This window comes from Aureispira sp. CCB-QB1 (assembly GCF_000724545.1).
Classification (GTDB): Bacteria; Bacteroidota; Bacteroidia; order Chitinophagales; family Saprospiraceae; genus Aureispira.
This window is the reverse complement of sequence record NZ_JHBV01000035.1, coordinates 40,954-66,805: the sequence shown is the minus strand read 5'-3', so window position 1 is coordinate 66,805 and position 25,852 is coordinate 40,954. Positions and strand designations below refer to the sequence as shown.

Here is a 25,852-nt window from a genome sequence, read left to right as displayed (position 1 = left end):
TTTATTCAAAAAGTAAAATTTAGCCAACTACTATTTTTACAGCCAACAAAAATAAGTAATAATATTGATGTTTAAAGGATTTCAAGGCAAAAATGTCATGTTTTTGCTGATGTCAGAGTTCTTGTGTACGCAAATTTGTGTTGAAATGCTTCTTGAATCTATTTTTAGTTGACGAATCAAAAGCTTTTAGAACAATTAAAATTCTTTTTTGTTATAATCAACATTCGCAATCGCCGAACTGATTTTATAATTCGTAATTCCATAGAGTATTCTTATATTTGCAGCATGAAAGAATTAGCCTATTTAAATAAATATTTTGCGCAATACAAATGGCGTTTTTTATTAGGAATTGTATTTATTGCAATCTCTAATTATTTTCGTGTCTGGCAGCCACAAATTATCCGTTATTCGCTGGACTTAGTAATTGAAAACGTAACGCTCTATGGCTTGTACGACGGTTTTTCTGTCAAAGACCAATTATTTGAACGAATAGGAAGTATCCTATTTTTCTTTATGATTTTGGTCATTAGTTTTGCCTTTCTAATGGGCTTTTTTATGTTTTTTATGCGCCAAACGTTGATTGTGATGTCAAGGTTAATCGAATATGATTTGCGCAATGAAATATATGCACACTATGAGAAGTTAACCCTTGCCTTCTACAAACGCAACAATACAGGCGACTTGATGGCAAGAATCACCGAAGATGTCAACCATGTACGTATGTATTTGGGACCAGCGGTTATGTATAGCATCAATTTAGTGATTTTGTTTACCATGGTGATTTATTCCATGATACAGGTTAGTCCTACGTTGACATTATATTCTTTAATTCCTCTTCCTATTCTTTCGCTATCCATATACTACGTCACTAGTATTATCAATAAAAAAAGTGCTCGAATACAAGCACAATTATCTGTTTTAAACAGCTTATCACAGGAAGTCTACTCAGGAATACGTGTTGTCAAATCTTATGGACAAGAAAAAGCAATGGGAAACTTCTTTAAGACAGAAACCGAAGATTTCAAAACAAAATCACTAGAATTGGCTAAAGTAAATGCCTTCTTTCATCCTCTAATGCTCTTTTTAATTGGAATTAGCACCATTATTACAATTTATGTAGGTGGACTGTTGGTGATGAGTGGTGAAATTTCTACTGGAAACATTGCCGAATTTGTCATTTATATTAATATGCTAGCTTGGCCTGTTACTTCGATTGGGTGGGTAGCCTCGATCATACAAAGAGCCGCTGCATCTCAAAAACGAATCAATGATTTTCTAAAAACAGAGCCCGATATTGATATTGACCACACCGCTCCAGTTACGCCTATAAAAGGAGAGATTGAGTTTGATAAGGTGACCTTTGTATATCCAGATACAGGTATTACTGCCCTGAAAAACATTTCTTTTAAACTGAAAAAAGGGGAAAAAATGGCGATTATTGGTCGCACAGGATCAGGGAAAACAACCATTGCAGATTTACTACTGAGAATGTACGACACCGATAATGGACAAATTTTAATTGACAACCAACCCATCCAGAAGCATAATTTAGCTCATCTAAGGGCAGCAATTGCTTATGTTCCTCAAGATGTCTTCTTATTTTCTGATTCTATTTATAACAATATCGCTTTTGGAAAAACAGACGTTGACGAATCAACCATTCGAGAATACGCCAAACACGCTGCTGTTTATGACGATATCATGAATTTGCCAGAACAGTTTGATACTGTTGTTGGTGAGCGTGGTGTCACACTTTCGGGAGGACAAAAACAACGCATTTCTATTGCTCGTGCTTTGATCAAAGAACCAGACATCGTTTTATTAGATGATTGTTTGTCTGCTGTTGACACCAAGACAGAAGCTCAAATTACGGACTATTTAAATACTGCTTGTGCAGATAAAACAACCATTATCATTACCCACCGCTTGTATGCTGCATTGCAATTTGATCAAATAATAGTTTTGGATGATGGTAAAATTACAGAAATGGGAACTCATGAAGAATTGATGCAAAACAACGGGTATTATTATGAAATGTATGAAAACCAGCGTTTAGAAGAAGTTGAGTAATGTAATATTTAGCAAATAAAAAATCAATCATGCCAACACCTAAAGTATATGAAACCGAGCGACTTTTTTTAAGTCCTACATCTGCTGCTGATGCTGCCTTTGTATTAGAACTCTTGAATAGCCCCAAGTGGATTCAAAATATCGGAGATCGAAATGTACACTCACTAAAAGAAGCAGAAGATTATATTACCAATAGAATGCTTCCCCAATTAGAGAAATTGGGCTTTTCTAATTATACTTTAATTAGAAAATCAGATGGTGCCAAAATGGGTTCTTCTGGCTTGTATAATCGCGAAGGTATTGAAGGGGTTGACATTGGCTTTGCGATGTTGCCCGAATTTGAGGGAAAAGGTTATGCGTTTGAGGCTGCTAATAAATTGATGACATTAGCCAAAGAAGAGTTTAAACTTTCCAAAGTTAGTGGCATTACTATAAAAACCAATAAAGCCTCTCAAGGTCTACTAGAAAAATTGGGGCTAAAATTTTCTAAAATAATTCAACTAGATGGCGATGCCGAAGAGTTAATGCTTTATGAGTTAGAATTATAAAAAGATACTAAAAGTATAGCATTTTGAATTTGCATTGAATTAGTTGTACAGCAATATATAAGCATTTAAAGAGGTAGCTATTAATAACCACACAAAATAAGGCAACATCAAAAAGGCTTTGGCTTTCATAGTAGATCGGTATCCAAATAAAAAATACCCTACTAATATTGTCAATAAACTAATGACGATTAAACCCAACAAAACATAGTGATAAACAAAAAAGAGGGGGTTCCACCCTACGTTCAAAATCCATTGAATACCAAATAGGATAGCTAATTTTGTTTTGTCCATTACTTCTTCCCATGCATAAGCCATAAAAATGGAAAAACAAATCATTATTGTTGTCCAAGCAGCTCCAAACACCCATCCTGGTGGTGTCCATGGTGCTTTGTTAACACTTTGGTACCATTCTCCATTAACAGCTGCATTGGTTGCCAAGCCCCCTAGTGCCAAGGCTCCAAAGTTAATCACTAAAAAAATAACTAGGTTTTTAAGAACTGTAGAACTCATAACTCAAAGCATTTTTATTTTTATTAACAATATTGATCTACAATAGTTCATTAAAACCATGTAGTAAAGCTAGTGACTGGCTTTTGTCATGCCTCAATTCTTGTTCTCCTTATACATTTTATGTACCAAAGAACACGACAAAATAAATACGTTTGCTTTACTATAGAAAGCTCCTTTTCAAGCTCAACTCCAATCAAAAAGATGGTATAAATTCACCTATTTCATTCCAAACAAATAAATCTATACCACCGTTTTTTTTTGCTTTAGCCTCTATCTCTACAAAGATGTATTTTCTACTTTATCATAAATTTGGCTTAATACTGTTGGATCTTGTATTTTATCATCTTTAGCCAATAACAAAACCTTTGACATTAACTCAGCAGAACGAGGGTCGTCGTCTACAAAAGGCAAAAATAAGCGACCACGATGCTGAGAATGAACAGGTAAAATAGAAAGATAGCGTCCTGGTATCTTATGACACACAGCACTTCCTAAATGCACCGTATAGCGTCCCATAGTACCATCTATGTAAACATGGTGTTTTTGAGTGCTAACATTCTTCAATTTGAACAGTCGAGCTGTTTCCTCTACCAAGACGGCTCTCATTTCAATTGTTGAATGGCTTGCCTCTGGGTCTACCCCTCCAACATGTGCCACACTGACCACTAAATCAATATCCCGCATCACTTCGCTAAACAATCTAGGTTCTAAATCTTCAAAAGCAACAGGCTTGTATGTTTTTCGATTAAAAAACTCCACTGTTTCTAAAGTAGGGCTTTCAACATCCGCAGGCGAGAACCAGTCTGCCATTGCATACATTTTGGCAATAATCCCCTCCTTGTGATAAACTTTTTGCAAGCCTTCTTCATAATCAACCGTCCACCCTCTAGTTTTTAAAAGAGCAACTGTTTTTTTAGGTTGAACTTGATGCCCTGCATATCGACGAGAAATAGTTCTCTCTTTCAATTCATCGGGCGTTGCCAAATAAAGCTCTCTAAATATCTGTTTAAAAGGTTGCTTTATTTTTTCATCAAAACAATAACGCTGGTACGCAGACCAATCTCCATCTTGATAAAGATCCGAACAATGAGCAATCCATACGGTTTCTCCCCATTCATACTTCTTATTATGGACACTTTTAAGCCCTTCTGTTGTAGCAAAACCTAGTTGGTTGTTGCTTTTGAGCACTAGTTTTTTTAGCATCGGTTCTACCACAGGATGGTGTAGCAAATTTTGTATTTCTGAGGTTGTAAACGCATCCCCATTGACCATAGCTTCTTCTAGGCTTTTACGGGTACGGGTATATTGATTTCGAAGTGTTTTATTAAACGCTTTTAATTCCACAACTGCTTTCTCTTTTCGTAGTTTGGCAGGTATAGCATTTAATTTTTTGCCTTGTTTTTCACAAACAATAGACGATTTACCCAACTCATCAATCGTTAAATAAATTTCAACAGCACCAAAAGTTAACCTTTTAGCTTTCTCCATAATTTGATGTGCCTCGGCAGCCTCCATTGCCCAAGTCAATCGAATAGGATCGCTATATCCTGCCGTTCTAGCTAAATTATCCATTGCAATCCGTACTGCTAAACCTTCACTTGCTTGACGTTGCGAACCAAACTGCTTGCTCTCTTTCTTAAATTGCTGCAAGTACTGATACCGTTTAAGCAAATCTTTTTCTCGATTCGCTCTACTCAATGGAACCAAACCATACACCCGCAAATAGTCTTGGTTTCGCTTCTCCTTGACACGTTGTGTTACTTCTTTAATCTTTGTGTTGCCTAAAATTACATCGGCATACAATTGCGCTCGTTTATGCCCTCTCCCATCAGAAATATATTTTGCCGCATCGTACAGGACTTTCCATTTGGCTTTCCCCATATTTTTATACGCTGCTTTGAACCACTCAGTGTCTACTGCCCCATCCTTAAAATCAGTTACTTGAACTTTGGAATATTTTGCAATCTCTGTTTCTGTTTCAGCCGTATGATAAGCATTTGTATGCGCGTGCAACCACCAAATAGCCGAGTCCAATCCTTTCCACTTCAAGTAAGTACTAACAAAAGGAATCCATTGTTGGGCATAAACCGCCGCCTCTATCAAACGTTTATCTGATAATTTTGCCTCTTTCACCAACTCATTAAAGTCCTGTTGAGTTTCTGTTTTGAGCGGTTTACAACTTTTCAGAAGTTCACTCAATATTTGCTTTTTACTATAATCCGAGCCACTCCAAACATACCCCCTGTTCAAACTCTCTTTTCCCAATGCTTTAAAAATTTGAACAAAATTATGAATGCCGTAAATTTCTGATAAACTTTGTGCCAACGGAGTAACAAGCGTAGAGCTATCTCCCCTAGCCAACTCAATTTCCAAAATTCGATCTCGGCATTTTTTCAAAACATCGGCTAAAAAAGGAAAACGTTCTAAGTAGTTAAATGCTTGTGGATGCTTGTTTCTTTGTGTCAACAATCGAATAGCATCAGGTTTCAATACTCTATGATATAGCTCATCTATAGTAATCAAATTCAATTCGTAAGCTCTAGCTACATCAATCAATTGAGGTAATAGATAATCAGCCTCCTCAGCTTCTTTGGGCAATGTTGATTTGCACCAATGTTCCATCTTCCAATAAGATTTAAACGCTTCGTCCGAAAATGCTATACTATTATTTTTATAAGCATTATAAGGAACTGAAAATGCAACTAAATCTCTCCAAGTTCTTACATTCGTTTGCCAACGATTCTTTTCTATTACTGCCTTATCAATTTCACCTTTAGGCACCACAGCCATTAATTGAGCTATCAGGCCTTTCAAAAAAGCCATTTTCTCTTGGTAGGGAAAGGCGTAAACCAATAACTCCAATATCTTATAAATTGGATTTTGCCAATAATAAGTTCCTATTTTAGGGATATTGGGGTAATAGGTATAACACTCAAACTGTTTCTGTACTTTTGACTTAGTTTGAATGATTTGTACGTTCTTATTTTGATTTAATAAAAATAAATCACAAGGGGTCAACTTAGCATCTTCATACCATTTTAACCAAACTTCGGATAGCGGATAATTCTGAATATGTTCTTCTCTTGTTGCCTCTTCTCCCAAATCGTTTGAAATCTGTCTAAACTGATTCCCCAGTACGATTACCTCTCGCTGTCCTCCCCAATGCTGTACCTCGTACTCGTAGTCTTGGTATTTTTGAACTAGATCGTGTAGTTCTTTCAACGCATTTTCTATCTTTTTTGCAGGCATACTCAATCCTAATGGATTTTTCTTGGTACGTTCCACATACTCTCCTTCACTTGGCTTTTTTGGTTGAACAGCAGCTGTTTTCACTAATGGGTCGTATAAACCAAGACCATTTTCCCAAGTGTACTCCTGTCTTGTTTCTTGTGTATTGACAATATTTTGCAGCAAAATTGATTCTGCTTCTGTTAATGTGGGACGTTCTTGGTATTTTTGAGCCGTAGTAACCGTCCAATCTTTTAAGGTTTCGTCTGTGTATACTTGGTTCAAAATATCCAATCCAGCCAAACGTTGATCAATTGACTTCGAGGCTACCAAACGCTCTGTACTAGCAATGATTTGCGGCTTGTCTTTTTTTAGAATTAACTGAATCACACTTTTTCGGGTTGCCGCACTTTTTCGTTTTAACAACAATTCGAATTGCTGTACCTCTTCATCGTTTAGCTCTGCATTTTTCAAAGCATTCATTCCTGTGTCTCGAATTAATTGCCCCCTATCGGTTAGAATAGTAAATGCAAACTCTCGCTGAAATGGTGTTAACACTCCCTTATTCTTTTTAATATTATTGTTATAATAAGGATAATACGTAGGCAATATAATCTGAGTCACCTGCTCTCGATCAGCCACAGACATTTTAGAAAAATGGGGTAAAATTAACCGTACATCCTCTTCTTTGGTCGCATCAATCAATTTTAGCATTGCTTTATATGCCATCGAAGGATGAATCTCAACACTTAACCAAGAAAATACCATGTTAGAAAGACTTTTCCCCTTTTTGGGAATTCGTTCCAACTGCCCTTCTATATTTCTAAAAATTTGTAAACCACGAGCATTAGAAACCAAATATTGATCATTAAAGGTATAGGAATTAAACGCCCTTAATCCCCAATACAACAACTTCAGATTTTCTTCCTTCAGTGCCTCCTCTGCAAATTCCAATTCTAGTTTACCAACTTGAGTTTGGTTCGCAAAATACAAAGCCAAACAGCGTTTTTCTATCGTTCCTTTTTCCCACAAATATTGAATAAAAGGGTAACACTGCTCAACGTCTAACACGCCTTGCGCCCACAAAGCCATATACACCTCTGTATTATCTTTGTCTTTGATAGCATTGGGAATCAACTCTGGATTGTTCAAATAGTTGCTTCCTGCTTCCAAAAAACGCTTTACAGTACTTTGCTTGGCTCCTTCCCAACCTAATCCAGCCCACGTATCTACTGCTCTTACAACCGACGAAAATCTTGTTAAATTATGCTCTAAGATTACCTCTATTAAGTACTTCATGGCTCCTAAAGAAGTTTCATCCAAACATTCTAATATCGTTTGTCTCAATCCTTCTTGGCGTTGTGCACTCAGCAACAAATCTTTAACAGCCTTCCAAGCTTCTTCTTTGGTAGATAATAATAAAGCCTTGATAATTTGCCGACTTACTTTTCCTTTTGGATGTCGTTGATAGACAATATCCAATAATAACTGAAATATAGCTTCATCTCCTGCATCAATCGCAGCAGCCCACACATGTGCCTTCCAATTGCTTCCATAAGTGTACAAAGCATGGTCGTTGATGATGTACGTTTCCATGTCCAAATTGTACGACAACTCTGTGTTGAGTTGTATTAAGAAGTTCAGTTGATTGACTCTTGTTGTATAAGTTAAATGAGGCGCACGAAAAGATCGTCTATAATACCCACTTTGGTAAGCTAATTCAGGGATTTTATGCCATGCTTGTTGAATGTACTTTACACGTTCTTTGCCATAAAAATATTCTAATACCGCTTCATATTCGGCACACCACAAATCCTCATTCTTATATAACTCATTAAATTTAGCATAACGCTTTGAAAATAAATCAACTGTTTCTTGATAAATCCAATAGTAACTATTGCGTTGGTTTGATCTTAATTCAGGAAAACCGTTCACCAATATTAAAGCCATTTCTAAAGCGTTTTTAGACAACTTGACGGTCGAATTCCCCAACAAACTTGCTACTTCAACTACTTTGGTTTCAGAGGAACCTAAGGCTCCTTTCAATTTTAATAATAAACCTTTTTCCGAAGAGTAATGCTTACTTAATTGTTTGCAAGCATTTTTGCACTTTTCGTTGATATAGTTTGTTTGTAAATCTACTTGGTTTTCCATTGTTAAATTGGGTGTTTAGCTACGCTCATATTGCGTAATTGTATAATTTTTTTCTGAATGATTGTTGCTGCTTATAATTGAATAAAGGTTTACCAAATGCTCCCCGCTAAGAATGTCAGGCGAATAAACGTAAAAACACTGTCTTGGTTGAGTTCTACGATTTGCTCTAATGACTCAATGGGATCATCATTTAGAAATACAGCGAATAAACCATCTTCAAAAGCTTCTAAAGCAGTTTTTATAGCTGCTTCCTCTTGAGCAATCGTTGTATTTTCAGTGTCACCAAAACTAATTTTCCCTTCTTGGCTAGCTTGATTAAGTTGTTTCGTACTCAAAATGTTGAGAACAATAGGAGTTGTTTTTTGAAGGTTATAAGCTCGTACCTGTTGCTGGACAATTGCTGTTAACAAGGAACGAAAGGTAGTTTTTGTTTCGAGAAGTTCTATTGAGAGCGTGGCTTTATCAATTATGGGATGTTTTTTTCCCAATTGTTTGATAGAATAATGGATTTCCATTTGGTGTGTTTGGTGTTATTACTAGTATTTTTAATAATAACCACTGTTAAGTAATTAGTAGTGATTACTAGTTGTATTATTGTATCTATTTTCAACAAATTATCGGGGCAAATGGCACCAATATTAAAACACCCCTATATACTCAAATAACGAGTAAAAAGTTTCAAAATCACTAAATTAATTACACTTTTATTTATTTTATAGCATTATTCTTAAGCCTATATATTCAATATAGTCTTGATTTTCAAAACAATACTTGCAACATTCAACTACAAATAAAAATAGGCTGTAATTTCTTACAACCTATACAATATTTTTATTAGCGATTATCGTTGTTATTATATTATAACATCTCCTCATCGTCATATTTTATATGTTCTCGGTGTCCTTGGAAGGGAATTTTGAGCAACGCTACGACATCCTCGGTAACTTCCTTGTCCATATAGGTATCCGCCCCATAAATTAATTTAGAATTATCAACAACGACATATGTTCCAAAAATTCGATCCCAAAACGAATAATTGCTCCATTTCAAGAGGAGTGGCATAGCCTAAGGCAGAATGCCGACGGCGCATATTGTACCAAATTTCTATATAGCTAAAAATATCTCTTTTAGCCTGTTCTATTGTTGGATATTTTGTTCTATAAATGCATTCCACTTTAATCGTTTTGAAAAATCTTTCAGCAACAGCATTATCCCAACAATTCCCTTTCCTGCTCATACTTGCTTTGACATAGTGTTTGTTTAAATTTTTCACAAAGTCTGAACAAGCATACTGTACACCTCGATCGGAATGAAAGGTAAGCCCATTGGTTGGCTTTCGATTAATGATTGCCATCTGAAGAGCTGCTATCGTTGTTTCACTTGCTTGCATTGTCTCACTCAGTGCCCAGCCAATGACTTTTCTATCCTATAAATCTATAACCACTGCCAAATATAACCAACCTTCACCTGTATCAATGTATGTTAAGTCAGATACCCAAACGTTGGAGGGAGCATCCACTGCAAACTTTCTATTCAATAAATTAGGCGCTACATACAAATTATCATTAAAATCAGTTGTATTGGGTTTATATAATGCTTTTCTATTCTAATAGAGATTTGTGAAAATTATGAATATTATTTTTGAATAATAAAATGAACTTTATATATTTGAATATATTCTTCGTTTAACATTTGAAGCTGCTTAAAAACTATCTTAGTACCTGTGTTACAAACTGGTAACTAGTTGCTCAGATTTCCAATATAATTTTCAAACAACTTCTAAGTAATCGTTCACAATAAAAGATAAGTAAAGACGCAAGTAATTTTGATGATGGGTAAGGTAAAAAATGCAGGAATAGCACGGCTATCACGAGTGTTTTTAACGCAGACCGTCGCTAAATTACTTCTTGAATTTATTGTGAACAATTACATATATATATTAAAACACACCTAAATTTAACTACAAATTATGAAACGATTTAGCATTATTTGTTTTCTTACCTATGGCTTAGTTACCATAGCAATTTCACAAAATAAATCAGAGTATTTTAAAACGGTTCCAAATATACCAGAAAATACTCCTGAGTGGGTACAATTGATGTATTCCCCAGATCCTAACGTATTTGAAGTGGATGAATTACGGGAAGAGTACTACAGAAAAAATGCCTTCCAAAAGAACTTGCATACGCAAAACTATAAGCATTGGAGACGAATAGTAGAGAATTATATCGATGAACAGGGGTTAATTAGACCAATGAGTCCACAAGAAGAAGAGGCATATTTTAAAGAATTAAAAGATAAAAAATCACAGCAACATACAGCTAGGAGTAGTAGCCAAAACTGGACTAATATCGGTCCAGTAGAAACTTATAAACGAGGTACACTTACCCCTATGTCCTCTCAAGCCAATGTTATGTCTTTAGATCAATCAACAAGCCATCCAGATATTCTTTATGCTGGAACAGAAGCTGGTGGAGTATACAAAACAATAGATAAAGGACTAAATTGGAGTTTAGTATCCCAAAATGAAGCTTTTTTAAGAGTTACTGCAGTACAAATACATCCAACGAATCCTAACAATGTTTTGGTTTGTGGTGATTCTAAAATCTATCAAAGCTTAGATGGAGGATCTACTTGGATTCGAAGAGCGTACATTGATGCAGTAGGGCATGAACTTAAGTTTCATCCTACTGATCCAAGCTTAGTTTATTGTGCCAATTCAACTTCTTTGCTTAAATCGACTGATGGAGGTTTTACATGGGCAGTAGATCAGAATAAAGAAACTTGGGATGTTGATTTTCATCCTACTAATCCTAATATTATTTATATACTGATAAAAAATGCAAGAAGAAAAAGAGCAGAGGTATTTAGATCAAATAATAAGGGAGTTACTTGGGCATTAAAAGGAACAGGTTGGTATATACCTACTGATTTGGCAAATGCTAAAACTCTTGGTGGCAAGTTAGCAATTCCTCCTAGTAGTCCTAATATGATTTATGCTTGTTTAATCGGAGAAAGCAAAGCAGGGGATCACGGTTGGATTGGAGTTTATAAGAGTATAAACAGGGGAAATAACTGGACAAATCCTAGCGGTCAAGATGGAGGTCCATACGGTCCTATTAATAGTAATTCAGACTGGAATGTAGCAGCATATCGGAGTGGTTATCATCAAGGTTTTTATAATTTTGATTTAGAGGTTTCTCCTACAAACCCCAATAAATTATGGGTAGGTACCATTCGATTAGCAACCTCCAACGATGGAGGTGCAACTTTTAGTAGTATAGGAGGTCTTTCTCATCCTGGATTGCATGCTGATATTCAGGCATTAGAAGTAAATAGAAATGATATTTGGATAGCAAGCGATGGCGGAATTGGGTACTCCAATGACGGATTGGCGTCTGCGGAATCGAGGAAAAAGGGAATTACTGCTTCTAGTTTTTGGGGATTTGGCTCTGGTTGGAATCAAGATGTGCTTATTGGAGGGCGTTATCACAATGGGAATGCAGCTTATTATCAAACGTATGGTTTAGGAAATTTTCATAAGATTAATGGAGTAGAGGAAGCAACAGGATACGTTAATCCCATGCGAGAACGAAAAGTATATAGTGGAATACGAACAAATACTTTTGTTTCTATCATACCAGACGTACTAGGAGGAAACATCCAATCATTCCCTAGATTACCACTAAGAGCTACAGAATCCCCCCGAACAGGTATGAGTAGTGGTATTTATTTTGACCCTAGGTATGCGGATCATTTGTTATTAGGAAAAGATAACCACATTTATAAATCAACTGATGGGGGATCTAACTTTAATATATTGAAGAGTTTTAGGACTAATAGCAAAGTTTTTGAAATAGCTATTTCTAGGGCAAACCCTGATGTGATCTATGCTGTTGTTTTTTATAATAACATTAACAACATTTATAAAACAGTAAATGGTGGAAGAACTTGGGCTAGAATTACTAATCCTCCTACCAATAATCTAAGAAAACTAATTATTACACTAAATCCAAGTAATGCCAATGATATTTGGGTTGCTTGTATTTCAGGAGCAAATGGAAGAAAAATATATCGTAGTACTAACGGAGGAAGTACTTGGGTAAATAAAACAACTTCGACTCTAAACAACGAGAGGATCGAAGATATTTATTATCAAGGAGGGACAACAGATGGTGTTTATTTAGCAACATTTAATAAAGTGTTTTACTGGAGTAATACTGCGAACAATTGGGTTGATTGCGATGCTAACCTCCCCTTAATTGCAAAGTCTCTAAAGTTTGGACCTTTTTACAAGGAAGGAAAAATGAGATTGGCAACAAAAGGGAGAGGTATTTTTGAACGTGAATTTGTTAATCAAAATTTTCTGCCTGTAGCACAACCAATTACTTACACAAATGTAATTGCTTGTAGCCAAGATACAGTACCTTTTGATTGCCATTCTATGCTTAAACATAATGGCGCTAGTTGGGAATGGATAATTACTCCTTCTCCTGCCTATATTAGTTCCACATCCGTAAGGAATCCGAAAGTAGTTTTTGGAAATAGTGGAAATTATGATGTAACCTTAAGGGTTACAGATGCAAATGGGAATATTGATAGTAAGACGATCAATCAAATGATCTCAGTAACTCCTAGTTCTTGCGACCCTATTAGTTCTACTCCGTCAAAAGCTTTAAGAATAACTTCTCCTAATAGTTTTTTGAAGTTTCCAAATGATGATATAAACAATACAGAGCTTAAAATTGAACAAAAGGAGGAGGAATCACTTATTATTTATCCTAATCCATTAGAATCAGGAGGAGAATTAACCATAAAAATAGCAGATAATAAGAAGGGACGTTTGCAAATTTTTAAAGCTTCTGGTAAATTGGTTAAAGATATCATTTTAAACGAAAGTCAAACAATAATTAAGTTCCCTGAGTTAACAGCAGGGCTTTATTTTTATATATTTGAAACTACTACTAAACTTAAAACAGGAAAATTGATTATTAGATAATCATGCAAATAGTTTGTTTTTGAAAAAAATAAAAACGCTGCGGTTATATTATAAACTATAAATTAGCTCCTACTAAATTACATTTGGTAGGAGTTTTTATGTGTAATAGTCACGATGAGGTCTGACAATTTAGATTTGTCGTTCAGTGAAATAAGAAGAAATCTTATCTTGAAGATATGGCTTCTTTTCTATTTGATCAAACTGTTTTTGAACCGATTTTTTTTCGACTTCAAATCCCTGCCCAGTCTTTGAAGGGTTTGAAGTCGAAAAAAGATCTACTGGTAATTCCTTATTGGACAGCATTTTTTCTTTAGCTAAAGGAATGCTTTTAATAAAAGTTTCATAAGGTGTTTTACCATAACAGTGCTTACCAAAATGTGTTAACACTCCCTTATTCTTTTTATTATCATTGTTATAATAAGGATAATATGTAGGCAATATAATCTGAGTCGCTTGCTCTCGATCGGCCACAGACATTTTAGAAAAATGGGGCAAAATTAGCCGTACATCTTCTTCTTTGGTCGCATCAATCAATTTTAGCATTGCTTTATATGCCATCGAAAGATGAATCTCAACACTTAGCCAAGAAAATACTATATTAGAAAGACTTTTCCCTTTTTGGGGGATTCGTTCCAACTGCCCTTCTATATTTCTAAAAATTTGCAAACAACGGGCATTAGAAACCAATATTAAAACACCCCTATACACTCAAATAACGAGTAAAAAGTTTCAAAATCACTAAATTAATTACACTTTTATTTCTTTTATAACATTATTCTTAAGCCTCGATACTCAATAGAGTCTTGGTTTTCAAAATAATACTTACAACATTCAACTACAAATAAAAATAGGCTGCAATTTCTTACAACCTATTCAATATCTTTATTAATGATTCGTTACAATACCTCTTCATCATCGTATTCTATATGTTTCCGATGTCCTTGAAAAGGAATTTTGAGCAAGGCTACGACATCTTCGGTAACTTCTTTATCCATATAAGTATCTACCCCATAAATCAATTTAGAATTATCAACGACTACATATGTTCCAAAAATTCGATCCCAAAACGAAAAGATATTACCATAATTAGAATCTGAATAAGGTTGGCGGTAATGGTGGTGTACTCGATGCATATTGGGCGTACAAAACACTAACCTTAATGCCGTATCTAGCCAAGATGGCATTTTGACATTAGCATGATTGAATTGCGTTAGAATGACTGACAATGTTTGGTATAAAAACACCAACCAAATTGGCGCACCAACAATTAAAACTGCTGCTGTGGTAAACAAGAATCGAATGACGCTTTCTCCAGGATGATGTCGATTGCCTGTTGTCGTGTCTACATTTTGGTCGGTATGATGAATAACGTGAAACTGCCACATCCATGTTACATGGTGTTCGATATAATGCGCCAACCAAGCACCTATAAAATCCATTAGTAACAAACCAAGTGTCATAGAGACAAAAATAGAGGCTCCGATCCAATTTAAAATTCCAAAATTATTTGTCTCAACAAAAAGAGCTGCCCAAGCTAAAATAAATGCCATAGCAAAATTAATGACAATCGTTGTCATTGTAAAAAAGATATTCAACCCTGTGTGTTTAGTCTTGTTGTAAGACGCTTTGAATAGTGGAAGTGTGTTTTCTATTAAAAAAAAGATAAATAAACCTCCAAACAAATAACCTGCTCGGTGTAGGGGAAGGTGTTCCAACCTAGAAAAGTAGTCTACAATAGCATCCATAAAATTCCTGTTTTTTAATTGATTGATTTTGGAGGGATTCTTCTAAAACTAATATAATAAGTTGCTAGTTAGATTTTTAATAAAAATGCTATTTTAAGGTTTAATACTTCGTGATTTTTTGATTATTACATAAATTAGTAGTTAGCTACGCTGCTAAACTAATAAAGTTTTTTAACGGCCACGTAGTAGAGCGCAGCTAACTATTGATAAATATAACTTAGCTCTACAAAAAAAAGCCATTCTAAGAATGGATCCTAGAATGACTTTCTATTATTATATGTCTATAATTTATGTTTCTCTTGCGTGTATATATTTGCCTTGAGTTATTGCCGTCATCTCAAGCGATTAAACCAATTGCTTCTTTTGAAATCTTGAAGAAACAACCAATTCCTTGCTCCCTTTTTCATATTTGTAGAAACCTTCCCCTGTTTTGCGTCCCAAATAACCTGCTGTCACCATATTTACCAACAATGGACATGGAGCATACTTAGGGTTGCCAAAGCCGTCATGTAAAACGTTTAAAATAGACAAGCATACATCCAAACCTATAAAATCGGCTAATTGCAATGGTCCCATAGGGTGCGCCATTCCTAGTTTCATAACCGTATCAATTTCTTCCACTCCTGCCACACTTTCGTATAACGAGTAAATTGCCTCATTAATCATAGGCATCAAAATTCGATTCGCAATAAATCCAGGGTAATCGTTTACCTCTGTAGGGATTTTTCCTAAATTTTTTGACATTGCCATAATGGTTTCTGTTACTTCGTCTGAAGTAGCATAACCACGAATTACTTCTACCAATTTCATCACAGGCACTGGATTCATAAAGTGCATGCCAATCACCTTATCGGGACGGCTAGTTTCAGCAGCTATTTTAGTAATTGAAATAGAAGATGTATTGGTTGCTAAAATCGCATTGGCAGGAGCAGCAGCATCAATTTGTCTAAATATTTTCAACTTTAAGTCAATATTCTCCGTTGCTGCTTCTACGATTAAGTCTGCTGATGCAGCAGCTTCATCTAGGTTTGTTGAAGTTGTAATATTTGATAGAGTTGCCACCTTATCTTCTTCGGATATTTTTTCTTTTTTAACCATTCGGTCCAAGTTCTTCGAAATAGTAGCCAACGCTCTTTCTAGTGCAGCTTCTGAAATATCTACTAAAGATACAGCATAATCATGCATGGCAAAAACGTGTGCGATTCCATTTCCCATCGTTCCCGCACCTATTACAACAATATTTTTCATCATTTTAGATTTAAAAGTGAGTTATTCTTCAATGTTCAACAATGACACAAAGATACAGAAGTAGATTCAAAATTCATCATTTCTAGTGGTATTCCTTCTGGGTAAAAGTCGCAGGTTAGTATCAATGAGTAGCTAGTAAGCCACGAACATTCTCTCTATAAATTTCATCACATTGAGCTCATAAAACAAAAGCCTATTTCTAAAAAAGAAACAGGCTTTGTAAAACATATTTTTATTAAAATCTTAAGGCCAAATACCCAATGCAGTATAATCGCTTCCGATTTTTTCGATAGCATAAACAAATGCAGCAGTACGTAAATCTTTGATGTATTTTCTTTTCAAAGTATCACGGATACCATTATAAGCAGTAATCATTGTTTCCTCTAGTCCAGAGCGAACTAAGTCTACCTCATCGGCACCAAATGTCAACAATTTACGCTCGTTGTCACTCAACTCCTTTCCAGTCATTTTCAAGACCAAGTCAACCAACAATTCGTAACGATTACTTTCAAAACGTTTTTGCATACGACCAAAACGCATGTGAGAAAGGTTTTTCAACCACTCAAAATAAGATACAGTTACCCCACCTGCATTGGCGTACATATCAGGAATAATCAAACATCCTTTGTCCAACAATACTTCTTCTGCTTCTGGCGTAACAGGACCATTTGCTGCTTCTACAATGATTTTAGCTTTAATTCTATCGGCATTGTCTTCGTTAATTTGATTTTCTAAAGCCGCAGGAACCAAGATATCACATTCTAATTCCAAAGCATCCCCTCTATTTTCTAAAGTTGTTGTACCAGGGAATCCAATGATAGATCCAGTTTGTTTTCTAAAGTCCAATAAAGCATGAATATCGATTCCATCCTTATTATAAATTGAACCTTCGTATTCAGCAACACCAATAATTTTAACATTACCTTCGTCTTGAGAAATCATTCCTGTATAAGAACCTACATTTCCCAAACCTTGGATAACCATTGTTTTTCCAGCTAGCCCCGTTGTCAAACCTAGAGCAGCCATATCTTCTTCGTAGTTACAAGCTTCACGAACAGCGTAGTAAACACCACGACCTGTTGCCTCAGTACGACCTGCGATACCATTTTGAGAAACAGGCTTACCAGTAACACATCCAGCAGCATCAATTTCACCAGGATTTAAGGCAGCATATGTATCCATAATCCAAGCCATTTCACGAGGTCCTGTTCCATAATCAGGAGCAGGAACATCCATACCTGGACCGATAAAATTTTTGCGAACCAACTCAGCAGCATAACGGCGAGTGATTTGTTCTAATTGTTCTTCTGTATAATCTTTTGCATTGATTTTAACCCCTCCTTTTGCACCACCAAATGGTACGTCTACAACGGCACATTTATAGGTCATCAAAGCAGCTAAAGCCATTACTTCGTCTTGATTCACTCCCGTGCTGTAGCGAATTCCTCCTTTAGTAGGAGATCTATGGTTCGAGTGTTGTACACGGTATGCTTCAATTACTTCTACCGAATCTCCTATTTTAACAGGAAAATTCATGCGGAAAACGGCGTTACAACCTTTAATTTGCTCAAGCAATCCACTAGACAAATCTGTATGTTTGGCTGCTTTATCAAAATTTTTCTCGACTCCTTCAAAAAAGCTATAATCTGACATAGTTTTTTTTGGTTAAAGTTATTATAAACGGTTAGTTATTTTTAAGAAGTGTGTAGTTCTAAATGATTAAGTAGTTTATTCAAAATACACACTCCTATTTTTACTTATTCTTCTATTCCCATATCTTGTTCTAGGCTTGCTACTTTTCGTTCTAAACGAACTAAAAATGCAACAATTCCTACGAATAAAATGAGGATAACACCTACAGTTACGTATATTTTCCCAATATTACTAAAAAAGTCATTTCCAGTTGTTGTTTGAGCAGATACACAAACAGGTATTAAACTGAGTATTAATATGTTAATAATTTGCTTCATTAATATAGACCTAAAAATGGTGTTTTTTTTAAAAAAAAAGAATTTTTCCAAATTATATTTTGAGCAATTAGTAGGACTTTAAATTAGATAAACTTCTGACTCGCCTCCCCAAAACCCACAACAACTTAATTACCAACAAAATACAATCAAATAATTAAATATCTTATTATTAGCCACAAAGGCATAAAATTACTCCTCTAATTCTAGTTTTATTCGCATCAATCGTTCGATTCTCCCACCTAGATTAGAAATCCAAATTCCCATCATCATCCACCCCAACACCGCTGGGTAAAACACCATTCGCATGGTATTGTCTAAATCCAATTTACTAAAGGCTGGATTTCCTCCCATTCCTGGGTGTAAACTATCTACCATTCTAGGAACAATGTAAAGCAACGGAATTAAAGTTGCAAAAGCAAAGATATTATAAATAGCCGCTACTCTAGCACGTTTATCCATATCATCAAAAGAACTTCTCAATACGAAGTACGCTAAATAGATTAACAAAGCAACTGCAGAAGTGTTTTGTTTAACGTCAAACGACCAATAAGCTCCCCAAGTATGTTTTGCCCACAATGCGCCTGTCAAAATTCCAATCACTCCGAAAAGTACCCCAACAGCAGCAAAGGAAGTTGCTTGAATATCATATCGTTCTATTTCTGGTCTTGCCAGATACAAAATGCTATAAACGACAGATATTAGCATTAATAACATCATGGCAAACCACATTGGCACATGATAGAATAAATTGCGGATGGTTTCTTCTAAAATATTTAAGAAAGGAAAACTGATTTGTTCTTCTTCTGTCTGCGCAAAAGGAACGACATCACAAAAATCTTGTATGGTATTTTCAACCAAGCTATCTTTGATGTAAACAGCAGACTCTAGTGAACTGTAACCGTTGTTTTTTCCAGATACTTCCAACAATGGAAAGCTAGATTTTTTACCATTCTCTGTTAGGGTTTGGATTGGTAATTTTCCTAAAGGTAGATCAAACGACAACTCTAATTCTTGGTTGTTTTTAACCGTTATATTCTTGGCACAAATTGCCAACTTGGGATTGAGGCGAATACGAGCTTCATAATTACCTTTGTCTTTCAAAAAGTTGGCATTGTATCCTTTTATTTTCAGATCTAAAGGTTCTCCTCCTTGAGCAACTCTTGGTGAAACATTAATAATTCCTGTTCCCAAAGGAATTAGCATACCAGCAAGGAGACTATAACTTACTAAAATGACTCCCAATATTTTGTATATATTCTTCATGCTTCTCTTCAACTACTTTTAATTAATACCATACAAATATGCAAAGTATTCGGCTAAAAACCTTCTTTATGCCTCTTCATTCGACAAAAAACTAAAGTAGGATTGTCCGTATTGGCGAAGTTCTACAAATTTGGGATGATTTGCAAAATTTTGACGAGAATCATGTTCGATAATTAACAATCCATTCTCATTTAACAATTCTTGTTCAAAAATTATATTCGCTAACAGTTGAAACTTGGGTGAGTCATAAGGAGGATCTGCAAAAATAATATCGTATTTTTTGCGGTGTTTGCCCAAAAATTGAAAAACATCTTGTTTTCTAACCTCTAAGACATCCTCTATTTTGAATAGCTTTGCATGTTCTTGGATATATCGGGCGCAAGCCGAAAATTTGTCAACACAACAAATGTAACTAGCTCCTCTTGATGCAAATTCATACGACATATTCCCCGTTCCTGCAAACAGATCCAATACTTGTATGCCGTCCAATGTTATCCAATTAGACAAAATATTAAACAAACTTTCTTTAGCATAATCGGTTGTTGGACGTGTTTTCCATTTGGAACTAGGCAAGTCAAATCGACGACCTTTCAAAAAGCCACTAACTATTCGCATAATTTAAGACTGTACAAATCAAAGAAAAAATTCTGAGCAAAACTCGCCTGAAGCTTCTCTCCAAAAACATAAAAATTAGGACGATTCACAAAATGTATCGTTTTTATGTATTTGTATAGCAATTTATGAATTTCTGAATCCGCTACCAATTCACCTACGATATACAAAGGATGTCGATCTGGCATCAAGCCTAATTGTTTGTAAACTAACAAAATGTAGTACAAGCAATCTGGCGAAGCTTTAAAAGAAAAAATATTATGAAAAAGTAATTTGTTATTTTCAATTACCGTAATCATAACATAATGATCATAAATATTCAGAAAAATATTTTTAGAGCTACTGCTATCAAAATTATTAATAAAATTATTAATTAAACCAGTAGATACATGACAAAAGTTCACCTCTGAAAAATGTTCTTTGAAGTCTTGGATATAAGGTATTGCAAAGGCATAAATATTGGCTGCTTTCAGACTCTCTACCAAATCAAAAAACACCTGATCAGACTTATTCAAGGTAGTTGTTTGTTGCAAGTATACACTAGCTTCTTCTTCGCTAAACAAAGACAAAGGTATCAATGAGAACTTGGGGGCAAACAAACCAACTCGAACCGTTTTGAACTTGGCTCTAAGAATGCTATCTTCTATTAGAACTTGTTTGAGTGGCGATTCATGAGGCAAACCAGAAAGCTGATACGATCGAAGCGCAACAACTTGGTTTTGTTCATTACTGATTAAATAAGACAACCTATCCGTGCCCATAAGGACGGATAGGTTATAAGTATGCGTCAACGATTTATTAAAATCGTCTTCAAATATATTGTATATTATATCTACCAATTACCGTTTGTTGATGGTTTGTACAAATCCCCTACTTTTCTCAATTTATTTGGGTTGTACTCTGGATCATAAATTACATGACTTGCAGAATCAAATTCTTGCATGTAAGTGCCTATAGTTGTCCCTACTTCAAAGGTAGAGGTCATCATAGAATCTGTTCCTTCTACGATTGCTTCTCCTGTTTTGATATAAAACTTTTTCCCTTCAGAAAATGGTACTGTGCTTACAAATTTAAAAAACTCGTCGACAGACATTTCTGGTTTTGTCTTTTTGATAAAAGACAACAAAGAATCTTTTGCAGGAAGTTTTACTTGAACTCTTTGAATAGTTTGTGTTGTATCGTATTCGTCTCCAATCACTTTATCTACCAAGAAAGTATCGTGTGTCAATACGTATCTCAAAGAATCGTAACTATCTGCATATTTACCACGCAATGATTTGTAAATTTTTTGAAGCTCAGCCGCTTGAGTCAATCGTTCGCGAACGAGTTCTTCTCTTAACTCTCTTGTTTCTGTAAAATTAATTGGCTTGCGAATGGACTCTACCAATAAGTAAATTAATCCAATAGCAGCTAATGTCAACAAAATATTCAGTGCAATTTTCATTTGTAGTATGTTGTTAATAGTTTGTTTTTCATTTACCTATTGAAGGCAAGTATACGTAAATATATTTATGACGACGTATTTATACATAATCAAAGCAATATAGCTAACTATTGTTTGTTGAAAACAAATTTCAAAATACGGCTAGCAATTTCTAACAACTTATTTTTTTCTCTTGCAAAGAGAAAATGCTGTTCTTACTCTTTGATTGCAATAATACTTATTTTTTATTGAAAAAAAACAACATTAATATCCAATTTTTGAACAAGTCGCAAAAAATAATTCCCTTTTATCTATGAAGATGCACTTCTACTCTTCTTTTGGTGTGTTGGAATTTATTTTTTTCGACAAAGGTTAAAAGCTCCTGTTTAACGATATTACATTTTGGATTAATGCTCAGGAAAGACCAAGTGTGTCATTCCCATAGCTTCTGCAAAAATATCCATATTTAGATTTAACTCCGCTCCTTTTTTAGGAAAATAGCTCAACATTTTTTCGGTAGGCATATTTCCTGTCAAATCATCTTTTGCCATAGGACAACCACCATATCCTTTAATAGCTCCGTCAAATCGGCGGCAGCCATTCTTAAATGCAGCATCTATTTTTTCTTCCCATTCATCAGGACGAGTATGGAAATGCGCTCCAAACTCAACATCAGGATAAGGGGGAATTAAATTGCTAAACAAGTACTCGATTGTTTCTCTATTAGCAACCCCAATGGTATCCGACAAGGACAAAATTTTAATGCCCATATCAGCTAACAAATCGACCCATTTTTGAACAATATCAACATTCCATACATCGCCATAAGGGTTACCAAATCCCATAGACACATAAACGACCAATTGTTTGTTGTATTTTTGTGTCAACTCTTGAATATTTCCTAAACGCTTTAAAGATTGATCAATTGTGGCATTTGTATTTCGTAATTGAAAGGTTTCTGATATTGAGAATGGATAACCTAAATAAGTAATTTCATCAAATTGACAGGCATCTTGTGTCCCTCTTTCATTCGCAACAATTGCTAGTAACTTACTATTGGTTGTATCCAATTCTAGTTGACTCAAAACCTTTGCAGTATCTCTCATTTGGGGGATGGCTTTGGGCGACACAAAACTACCAAAATCAATGGTATCAAAACCAACTTTTAGTAGTTTGTTGATGTACTGAGCTTTAACTTCTGTATCAATAAAAAATTCTTTGATACCTTGCATAGCATCTCTGGGGCATTCCACTATTTTTACCATAATGTTTATATTCCTTAGGACTTCTATACAATATTCTAAGGTAGAATATTGTCCTTTATCAACTGTTTTCGTCTAATTTGTTTAATAAGCAAGCATTCTACTTATTTTGGAGTCACAAAGATAAAGCTAAAGTTTAAAATACTAAATAGATGGGCAATTGTTTGCAAATAATCCCTTATCTTTGCATTAACAATAGCAAAGATAAATGACTTGCATTACAAGAAGAAAAATAAAATTACAACTAGATGATTATGCAACTTGTTGGCTTTTTTATATTAGCCATAACAATATACCTTACGACAACAACTGTTGAAAAGAACCCTAATTTAAAAACCTTATGGACCTTTATTGGTTGTTTAATGTTTTTTACAGGAGCACTTTGTCTCATTGTTAACTCTGTAGGTCTAAAAATAGGGTTTCTAGTGTGGATAGAAAGCATGGGAATTCTTGGTTCTTTTCTATTCAAATTGGGTTTAGTTTTTGGCGGAATAGCCGTTGTTATTTTAGCGCATCACAATCCAGATGCCTACGATGAATATTTTGATGGTACAAAATACCAGTAACTTTAACTTTATCTTCTGCCTCATAGCAATAAGTAATACCTATTTTCTATGAGGCAGAAAACATTTCTAGCTTTTTAAGTCCGATATATCAGAATCCAATACTTCCACCTGTCTAGCAGCAGTGACAACTTTATCTTCTCGAATTATAAAAACAACCCCCAAAATCAAAATGGTTGCGGCCCAAGCAGATTGGGTTGTAATCACCTCATCATTCAAATACGCCCCTAATGCCAAAGCTATAATCGGATTGATATAAGTTACCGTAGCAACCTTTCTAGGGTCGTCTTTTAACAACAAATAGTTGAACGCAGAATAAGCGATGATAGAACCAAAAAACAGAAGGTATAATAATGAAAAAAATGATTTCCATGTAAACCGTGCTGGAATTGTCGTTAAATCTTCTTGCAAAACCGTGCTCACCATAAATAGTACAAAGCCTGCTGCCAGCATTTGAATGGCGGTATTCGCAACTTTTGATTCAGGCATGTCCATCTGCTTAATATAAATAGAACCAATTGTCCAACTTACAATGGCGATAGAAATAGCAATAATTCCTTTGTAAGCATCTGGATTTGTTGTTATTGTCTCTTGGCTAACCAAAATATACATACCAATCATTCCCAATCCAACCCCTAATAACTTCTGAAAACTAGCCCGCTGACCAACCAAAAGCCAAGATAGTAAAACCAACAACAAAGGTTCGCAGCCTACAATTAAAGAAGCCATTCCTGTATCCAAATACAAAACAGACCACATGGTTCCTCCTGACCCTATGCCCAAAATCAGAATGCCAAAAAAAGCGGCATTTTTAAGTTGTTTGACCGTCGCTGTCTTTACGCCTTGATAACTGATTGATAACAATATCAATCCTGCTGTTATAAATCGAATAGCAGTCATAAAAAAGGGCGGAAAGGATTGAAAAGCCCAATCGGTTGCCAAATAAGTAGATCCCCAAATAAAATAAATGCAAAAATAAGCGATGGGGATTAAATAGCGATCGGAACGCAATTTTTCCAGATTCATTGTCTTTTTTGCCCCAAAGGTATTTATAATATTTCCAACATTGTATTTAATTCTGTACTTTTTTTCTGTAGGATTAAGTCTAGTATATTTCCTCTAAAATTTGTTTCTGTAGGGTCATAAGCTAAGCCGTTGTCTAACAGTAATTGAACGATATTTAATAGGTTATCATCCAGCTTAGAAAACATCAATAAGTTATAAAGTGGAGACCCATTTTTATTTGATTGATTGGGATTTGCTCCATAATTTAACAAAAGTTTGACTAACAAATAATTCCCTTTGAAACAAGCCATATTTAGTGCTCCTTCCAACTCAACATCGTTTTTCTTTAAGAATTCTTTCACTACAACCACGGCTTCTTCTCTAACCAACCTATTTAACAAAGATAATTGATTGTAATCATACAAATTAGGGTCGTCTAATTTTGACAATAGAGGTACTATTTGATGTTCCTTTTTAGAAAGGATATGCCGCAAGATTTCTAAACCTATATTATTAACAGACAGCACCGCTTTTTCTCCTCCTAAAAATTCTATTGTAGATTTAGAGTCACACACAACTGCCATATCTAGTGGCGTCCAACCATAGTGATTTTCCTGATTGAGAGCACCTCCTGCCTTCAACAATAATCGACAAATTTGGACGCAATCTTTTGCAGCAGCAACGTGCATAGCCGTATAACCATACTTATCTTGGATATTCACATCAGCTCCATGACATAGCAAACAATTCAAGACTTTGGGTTCGTCCCACTTTACTAATTCAAATAAGATAGTTCGTCCTCCTTCATTTTTTTCATTGATGTCTAACCCCAAACCAATTAAAAAAGATAATAACTTTACTTTAGTCGTAGAACGGTCGCCATACCGCATTTGAACAATGGCATAAAATAAATTTTCGCCCTGCTGATTGGTGGTATGCTTGTCGGCTCCTGCATCAATTAAATATTGAGCAATTGTTGTTGATCTAGATAAGATTGCTTCATACAATGGGCTGTGTCCCGTCCCTAATGTAGATTCTATATCGGCTCCTAGTTGGACAAAATATTTGACAAAAGACAATTTTCTATAATTAACCGCATAATGCAGTAAGGTTCCTTTAAACAATCCCAAACTATCCGTTACCAGCAGATTCATCATATCCTTTGGGTTATCAAATGCTGTTTTAAATTCGGTAATGGTTCCTCTTTCGATTAATTCAATTGCTTTTTTCATTTTTCGTTTCATTGATGGTT

The 25,852-nt window shown here is 35.1% G+C and carries 20 protein-coding genes; 4 read left to right on the top strand and 16 right to left on the bottom strand.

From position 1 onward, the window contains the following. Positions 1-285: 285 nt before the first annotated feature. Positions 286-2,070, top strand: a complete 1,785-nt coding sequence (locus CG11_RS18465) for an ABC transporter ATP-binding protein (RefSeq protein WP_052598354.1) — start codon at positions 286-288, stop codon at positions 2,068-2,070. A gap of 29 nt (positions 2,071-2,099) precedes the next feature. Further along, positions 2,100-2,618: a GNAT family N-acetyltransferase gene (locus CG11_RS18460; protein ID WP_052598316.1), complete on the top strand. Its 519-nt coding sequence runs from the start codon at positions 2,100-2,102 to the stop codon at positions 2,616-2,618. Between the two features lie 39 nt (positions 2,619-2,657). Here CG11_RS18460 and CG11_RS18455 read toward each other — a convergent pair whose 3' ends face one another. From CG11_RS18455 to CG11_RS18440, 4 genes are all read right to left on the bottom strand, one after another. Beyond that, positions 2,658-3,128 carry a TspO/MBR family protein gene (locus CG11_RS18455; RefSeq protein WP_052598315.1) on the bottom strand — a complete coding sequence of 157 codons (471 nt, stop codon included), beginning with the start codon at positions 3,126-3,128 and terminating at the stop codon, positions 2,658-2,660. A 276-nt stretch (positions 3,129-3,404) separates the two neighbouring features. Further along, on the bottom strand, positions 3,405-8,510 hold the full coding sequence (locus tag CG11_RS18450; protein WP_052598314.1) for a DUF4132 domain-containing protein: 5,106 nt from the start codon (positions 8,508-8,510) through the stop codon (positions 3,405-3,407). A gap of 89 nt (positions 8,511-8,599) precedes the next feature. Beyond that, positions 8,600-9,025, bottom strand: a complete 426-nt coding sequence (locus tag CG11_RS18445; protein ID WP_052598313.1) for a hypothetical protein — start codon at positions 9,023-9,025, stop codon at positions 8,600-8,602. A gap of 476 nt (positions 9,026-9,501) precedes the next feature. Next, a complete protein-coding gene (locus CG11_RS18440; RefSeq protein ID WP_255351958.1) occupies positions 9,502-9,924 on the bottom strand; it encodes an integrase core domain-containing protein in 423 nt (140 codons plus the stop codon). Positions 9,925-10,479: 555 nt separating this feature from the next. On the opposite strand from CG11_RS18440, the gene CG11_RS18435 reads away from it, so the two are divergent. Further along, entirely contained in the window at positions 10,480-13,509 is a 3,030-nt protein-coding gene (locus tag CG11_RS18435) for a T9SS type A sorting domain-containing protein (protein ID WP_052598311.1), read from the top strand. A gap of 129 nt (positions 13,510-13,638) precedes the next feature. Here CG11_RS18435 and CG11_RS29740 read toward each other — a convergent pair whose 3' ends face one another. From CG11_RS29740 to CG11_RS18385, 10 genes are all read right to left on the bottom strand, one after another. Then, complete coding sequence (locus tag CG11_RS29740) at positions 13,639-14,175, bottom strand: hypothetical protein (protein ID WP_156039825.1); 537 nt, start codon at positions 14,173-14,175, stop codon at positions 13,639-13,641. Positions 14,176-14,405: 230 nt separating this feature from the next. Beyond that, positions 14,406-15,254: a sterol desaturase family protein gene (locus CG11_RS18425; protein ID WP_052598309.1), complete on the bottom strand. Its 849-nt coding sequence runs from the start codon at positions 15,252-15,254 to the stop codon at positions 14,406-14,408. A gap of 345 nt (positions 15,255-15,599) precedes the next feature. Then, positions 15,600-16,502 carry a 3-hydroxybutyryl-CoA dehydrogenase gene (locus CG11_RS18420; protein WP_052598308.1) on the bottom strand — a complete coding sequence of 301 codons (903 nt, stop codon included), beginning with the start codon at positions 16,500-16,502 and terminating at the stop codon, positions 15,600-15,602. Positions 16,503-16,745: 243 nt separating this feature from the next. Next, a complete protein-coding gene (locus CG11_RS18415) occupies positions 16,746-18,155 on the bottom strand; it encodes a Glu/Leu/Phe/Val dehydrogenase (protein ID WP_052598307.1) in 1,410 nt (469 codons plus the stop codon). A gap of 104 nt (positions 18,156-18,259) precedes the next feature. Then, entirely contained in the window at positions 18,260-18,472 is a 213-nt protein-coding gene (locus CG11_RS18410) for a CcmD family protein (RefSeq protein ID WP_052598306.1), read from the bottom strand. A gap of 189 nt (positions 18,473-18,661) precedes the next feature. Then, on the bottom strand, positions 18,662-19,735 hold the full coding sequence (locus CG11_RS18405) for a cytochrome c biogenesis protein (protein WP_052598305.1): 1,074 nt from the start codon (positions 19,733-19,735) through the stop codon (positions 18,662-18,664). 66 nt (positions 19,736-19,801) lie between these two features. After that, positions 19,802-20,350: an RsmD family RNA methyltransferase gene (locus tag CG11_RS18400; RefSeq protein ID WP_052598304.1), complete on the bottom strand. Its 549-nt coding sequence runs from the start codon at positions 20,348-20,350 to the stop codon at positions 19,802-19,804. Further along, positions 20,341-21,186, bottom strand: a complete 846-nt coding sequence (locus CG11_RS18395; RefSeq protein ID WP_072011006.1) for a DUF3822 family protein — start codon at positions 21,184-21,186, stop codon at positions 20,341-20,343. The genes CG11_RS18400 and CG11_RS18395 overlap by 10 nt, the downstream gene beginning before the upstream one ends. Beyond that, positions 21,180-21,791 carry a hypothetical protein gene (locus tag CG11_RS18390; RefSeq protein WP_052598302.1) on the bottom strand — a complete coding sequence of 204 codons (612 nt, stop codon included), beginning with the start codon at positions 21,789-21,791 and terminating at the stop codon, positions 21,180-21,182. Before CG11_RS18390 ends, CG11_RS18395 begins: the two co-directional genes overlap by 7 nt. Before the next feature lie 386 nt (positions 21,792-22,177). Beyond that, positions 22,178-23,035, bottom strand: a complete 858-nt coding sequence (locus tag CG11_RS18385) for a hydroxymethylglutaryl-CoA lyase (RefSeq protein WP_052598301.1) — start codon at positions 23,033-23,035, stop codon at positions 22,178-22,180. Positions 23,036-23,280: 245 nt separating this feature from the next. On the opposite strand from CG11_RS18385, the gene CG11_RS18380 reads away from it, so the two are divergent. Continuing rightward, positions 23,281-23,598 (top strand): hypothetical protein, encoded by a 318-nt coding sequence (locus tag CG11_RS18380; RefSeq protein WP_052598300.1) that lies wholly within the window; start codon positions 23,281-23,283, stop codon positions 23,596-23,598. 66 nt (positions 23,599-23,664) lie between these two features. On the opposite strand, the gene CG11_RS18375 is transcribed toward CG11_RS18380, so the two are convergent. Continuing rightward, positions 23,665-24,621 carry an EamA family transporter gene (locus CG11_RS18375; RefSeq protein WP_052598299.1) on the bottom strand — a complete coding sequence of 319 codons (957 nt, stop codon included), beginning with the start codon at positions 24,619-24,621 and terminating at the stop codon, positions 23,665-23,667. A gap of 23 nt (positions 24,622-24,644) precedes the next feature. Beyond that, entirely contained in the window at positions 24,645-25,844 is a 1,200-nt protein-coding gene (locus CG11_RS18370; protein ID WP_052598298.1) for an ankyrin repeat domain-containing protein, read from the bottom strand. Positions 25,845-25,852 lie beyond the last annotated feature (8 nt).